Source organism: Streptococcus sp. M143 (genome assembly GCF_000162495.1).
In the GTDB taxonomy this organism is placed as follows: Bacteria; Bacillota; Bacilli; order Lactobacillales; family Streptococcaceae; genus Streptococcus; species Streptococcus dentisani.
This window is the reverse complement of the sequence record NZ_GG730101.1, coordinates 1-5,058: the sequence shown is the minus strand read 5'-3', so window position 1 is coordinate 5,058 and position 5,058 is coordinate 1. Positions and strand designations below refer to the sequence as shown.

Sequence of the window (5,058 nt, the reverse complement as noted above, 5' to 3'; positions counted from 1 at the left end):
CAGCTGTGATATACTAATATAGTTGTCGCTTGAGAGAGATTGAGTGACAAAGACCTTTGAAAACTGAACAAGACGAACCAATGTGCAGGGCACTATAACAAAGGTTATAGTACTGAACAATGAAAAAACAATAAATCTGTCAGTGACAGAAATGAGTGAGAACTCAAACTTTTAATGAGAGTTTGATCCTGGCTCAGGACGAACGCTGGCGGCGTGCCTAATACATGCAAGTAGAACGCTGAAGGAGGAGCTTGCTTCTCTGGATGAGTTGCGAACGGGTGAGTAACGCGTAGGTAACCTGCCTGGTAGCGGGGGATAACTATTGGAAACGATAGCTAATACCGCATAATAGCAGTTATTGCATGATAACTGTTTGAAAGGTGCAATTGCACCACTACCAGATGGACCTGCGTTGTATTAGCTAGTTGGTGGGGTAACGGCTCACCAAGGCGACGATACATAGCCGACCTGAGAGGGTGATCGGCCACACTGGGACTGAGACACGGCCCAGACTCCTACGGGAGGCAGCAGTAGGGAATCTTCGGCAATGGACGGAAGTCTGACCGAGCAACGCCGCGTGAGTGAAGAAGGTTTTCGGATCGTAAAGCTCTGTTGTAAGAGAAGAACGAGTGTGAGAGTGGAAAGTTCACACTGTGACGGTATCTTACCAGAAAGGGACGGCTAACTACGTGCCAGCAGCCGCGGTAATACGTAGGTCCCGAGCGTTGTCCGGATTTATTGGGCGTAAAGCGAGCGCAGGCGGTTAGATAAGTCTGAAGTTAAAGGCTGTGGCTTAACCATAGTACGCTTTGGAAACTGTTTAACTTGAGTGCAAGAGGGGAGAGTGGAATTCCATGTGTAGCGGTGAAATGCGTAGATATATGGAGGAACACCGGTGGCGAAAGCGGCTCTCTGGCTTGTAACTGACGCTGAGGCTCGAAAGCGTGGGGAGCAAACAGGATTAGATACCCTGGTAGTCCACGCCGTAAACGATGAGTGCTAGGTGTTAGACCCTTTCCGGGGTTTAGTGCCGCAGCTAACGCATTAAGCACTCCGCCTGGGGAGTACGACCGCAAGGTTGAAACTCAAAGGAATTGACGGGGGCCCGCACAAGCGGTGGAGCATGTGGTTTAATTCGAAGCAACGCGAAGAACCTTACCAGGTCTTGACATCCCTCTGACCGCTCTAGAGATAGAGTTTTCCTTCGGGACAGAGGTGACAGGTGGTGCATGGTTGTCGTCAGCTCGTGTCGTGAGATGTTGGGTTAAGTCCCGCAACGAGCGCAACCCCTATTGTTAGTTGCCATCATTCAGTTGGGCACTCTAGCGAGACTGCCGGTAATAAACCGGAGGAAGGTGGGGATGACGTCAAATCATCATGCCCCTTATGACCTGGGCTACACACGTGCTACAATGGCTGGTACAACGAGTCGCAAGCCGGTGACGGCAAGCTAATCTCTTAAAGCCAGTCTCAGTTCGGATTGTAGGCTGCAACTCGCCTACATGAAGTCGGAATCGCTAGTAATCGCGGATCAGCACGCCGCGGTGAATACGTTCCCGGGCCTTGTACACACCGCCCGTCACACCACGAGAGTTTGTAACACCCGAAGTCGGTGAGGTAACCTTTTAGGAGCCAGCCGCCTAAGGTGGGATAGATGATTGGGGTGAAGTCGTAACAAGGTAGCCGTATCGGAAGGTGCGGCTGGATCACCTCCTTTCTAAGGATAAGGAACTGCGCATTGGTCTTGTTTAGTCTTGAGAGGTCTTGTGGGGCCTTAGCTCAGCTGGGAGAGCGCCTGCTTTGCACGCAGGAGGTCAGCGGTTCGATCCCGCTAGGCTCCATTGGTGAGAGATCACCAAGTAATGCACATTGAAAATTGAATATCTATATCAAATAGTAACAAGAAAATAAACCGAAACGCTGTAGTATTAAAAGAGTTACTGACTGAAAGGTCAGAAAATAAGGTTAAGTTAATAAGGGCGCACGGTGGATGCCTTGGCACTAGGAGCCGAAGAAGGACGTGACAAACGACGATATGCCTTGGGTAGCTGTAAGTAAGCGATGATCCAGGGATTTCCGAATGGGGGAACCCAACAGGTACTACCTGTTACCCATATCTGTTAAGGATGTGAGGAGGAAGACGCAGTGAACTGAAACATCTAAGTAGCTGCAGGAAGAGAAAGCAAAAGCGATTGCCTTAGTAGCGGCGAGCGAAACGGCAGGAGGGCAAACCGAAGAGTTTACTCTTCGGGGTTGTAGGACTGCAATATGGACTCAAAGATTATAGAAGAATGATTTGGGAAGATCAGCCAAAGAGAGTAACAGCCTCGTATTTAAAATAGTCTTTGTACCTAGCAGTATCCTGAGTACGGCGGGACACGAGAAATCCCGTCGGAATCTGGGAGGACCATCTCCCAACCCTAAATACTCCCTAGTGACCGATAGTGAACCAGTACCGTGAGGGAAAGGTGAAAAGCACCCCGGGAGGGGAGTGAAATAGAACCTGAAACCGTGTGCCTACAACAAGTTCGAGCCCGTTAATGGGTGAGAGCGTGCCTTTTGTAGAATGAACCGGCGAGTTACGATATGATGCGAGGTTAAGTTGAAGAGACGGAGCCGCAGGGAAACCGAGTCTGAATAGGGCGCATTAGTATCATGTCGTAGACCCGAAACCATGTGACCTACCCATGAGCAGGTTGAAGGTGCGGTAAGACGCACTGGAGGACCGAACCAGGGCACGTTGAAAAGTGCTTGGATGACTTGTGGGTAGCGGAGAAATTCCAAACGAACTTGGAGATAGCTGGTTCTCTCCGAAATAGCTTTAGGGCTAGCGTCGACATTAGAGATTCTTGGAGGTAGAGCACTGTTTGGGTGAGGGGTCCATCCCGGATTACCAATCTCAGATAAACTCCGAATGCCAAAGAATTATGGTCGGCAGTCAGACTGCGAGTGCTAAGATCCGTAGTCGAAAGGGAAACAGCCCAGACCACCAGCTAAGGTCCCAAAATAATTGTTAAGTGGAAAAGGATGTGGGGTTGCACAGACAACTAGGATGTTAGCTTAGAAGCAGCTATTCATTCAAAGAGTGCGTAATAGCTCACTAGTCGAGTGACCCTGCGCCGAAAATGTACCGGGGCTAAAACAATTTACCGAAGCTGTGGATACCTTTATAGGTATGGTAGGAGAGCGTTCTATGTGTGATGAAGGTGTACCGTGAGGAGTGCTGGAACGCATAGAAGTGAGAATGCCGGTATGAGTAGCGAAAGACAGGTGAGAATCCTGTCCACCGTAAGACTAAGGTTTCCAGGGGAAGGCTCGTCCGCCCTGGGTTAGTCGGGACCTAAGGAGAGACCGAAAGGTGTATCCGATGGACAACAGGTTGATATTCCTGTACTAGAGTATGTAGTGATGGAGGGACGCAGTAGGCTAACTAAAGCAGACGAATGGAAGTGTCTGTCTAAGCAGTGAGGTGTGAATTGAGTCAAATGCTTAATTCTATAACATTGAGCTGTGATGGGGAGCGAAGTTTAGTAGCGAAGTTAGTGACGTCACACTGCCAAGAAAAGCTTCTAGCGTTAAACATACTCTACCCGTACCGCAAACCGACACAGGTAGTCGAGGCGAGTAGCCTCAGGTGAGCGAGAGAACTCTCGTTAAGGAACTCGGCAAAATGACCCCGTAACTTCGGGAGAAGGGGTGCTGACTTTAAGTCAGCCGCAGTGAATAGGCCCAAGCAACTGTTTATCAAAAACACAGCTCTCTGCTAAATCGTAAGATGATGTATAGGGGGTGACGCCTGCCCGGTGCTGGAAGGTTAAGAGGAGTGCTTAGAGGTAACTCGAAGGTATGAATTGAAGCCCCAGTAAACGGCGGCCGTAACTATAACGGTCCTAAGGTAGCGAAATTCCTTGTCGGGTAAGTTCCGACCCGCACGAAAGGCGTAATGATTTGGGCACTGTCTCAACGAGAGACTCGGTGAAATTTTAGTACCTGTGAAGATGCAGGTTACCCGCGACAGGACGGAAAGACCCCATGGAGCTTTACTGCAGTTTGATATTGAGTGTCTGTACCACATGTACAGGATAGGTAGGAGTCTATGAGATCGGGACGCCAGTTTCGAAGGAGACGTTGTTGGGATACTACCCTTGTGTTATGGCCACTCTAACCCGGATAGGTTATCCCTATCGGAGACAGTGTCTGACGGGCAGTTTGACTGGGGCGGTCGCCTCCTAAAAGGTAACGGAGGCGCCCAAAGGTTCCCTCAGAATGGTTGGAAATCATTCGCAGAGTGTAAAGGTATAAGGGAGCTTGACTGCGAGAGCTACAACTCGAGCAGGGACGAAAGTCGGGCTTAGTGATCCGGTGGTTCCGTATGGAAGGGCCATCGCTCAACGGATAAAAGCTACCCTGGGGATAACAGGCTTATCTCCCCCAAGAGTTCACATCGACGGGGAGGTTTGGCACCTCGATGTCGGCTCGTCGCATCCTGGGGCTGTAGTCGGTCCCAAGGGTTGGGCTGTTCGCCCATTAAAGCGGCACGCGAGCTGGGTTCAGAACGTCGTGAGACAGTTCGGTCCCTATCCGTCGCGGGCGTAGGAAATTTGAGAGGATCTGCTCCTAGTACGAGAGGACCAGAGTGGACTTACCGCTGGTGTACCAGTTGTCTTGCCAAAGGCATCGCTGGGTAGCTATGTAGGGAAGGGATAAACGCTGAAAGCATCTAAGTGTGAAACCCACCTCAAGATGAGATTTCCCATGATTTTATATCAGTAAGAGCCCTGAGAGATGATCAGGTAGATAGGTTAGAAGTGGAAGTATGGTGACACATGTAGCGGACTAATACTAATAGCTCGAGGACTTATCCAAAGTAACTGAGGATACGAAGTGTAAGGTTTACTTGGTATTTGATAGATATTCAATTTTGAGTAGGTATTACTCAGAGTTAAGTGACGATAGCCTAGGAGATACACCTGTACCCATGCCGAACACAGCAGTTAAGCCCTAGAACGCCGGAAGTAGTTGGGGGTTGCCCCCTGTGAGATATGGAAGTCGCTTAGC

At 49.7% G+C, this 5,058-nt stretch carries 1 tRNA gene and 3 rRNA genes; all 4 read left to right on the top strand.

The window, feature by feature from the left end:
• Positions 1–170: 170 nt before the first annotated feature.
• The 4 genes from HMPREF0850_RS0103510 (at position 171) to rrf (ending at position 5,058) form a co-directional block, all read left to right on the top strand.
• A 16S ribosomal RNA gene (locus HMPREF0850_RS0103510) occupies positions 171–1,717 on the top strand.
• A 51-nt stretch (positions 1,718–1,768) separates the two neighbouring features.
• A tRNA-Ala gene (locus HMPREF0850_RS12540) sits at positions 1,769–1,841 on the top strand.
• Between the two features lie 122 nt (positions 1,842–1,963).
• A 23S ribosomal RNA gene (locus HMPREF0850_RS0103505) occupies positions 1,964–4,866 on the top strand.
• 76 nt (positions 4,867–4,942) lie between these two features.
• Positions 4,943–5,058 (top strand): 5S ribosomal RNA (gene rrf / locus HMPREF0850_RS0103500).
• Together the 16S, 23S and 5S rRNA genes with 1 tRNA gene alongside form the textbook arrangement of a ribosomal RNA operon.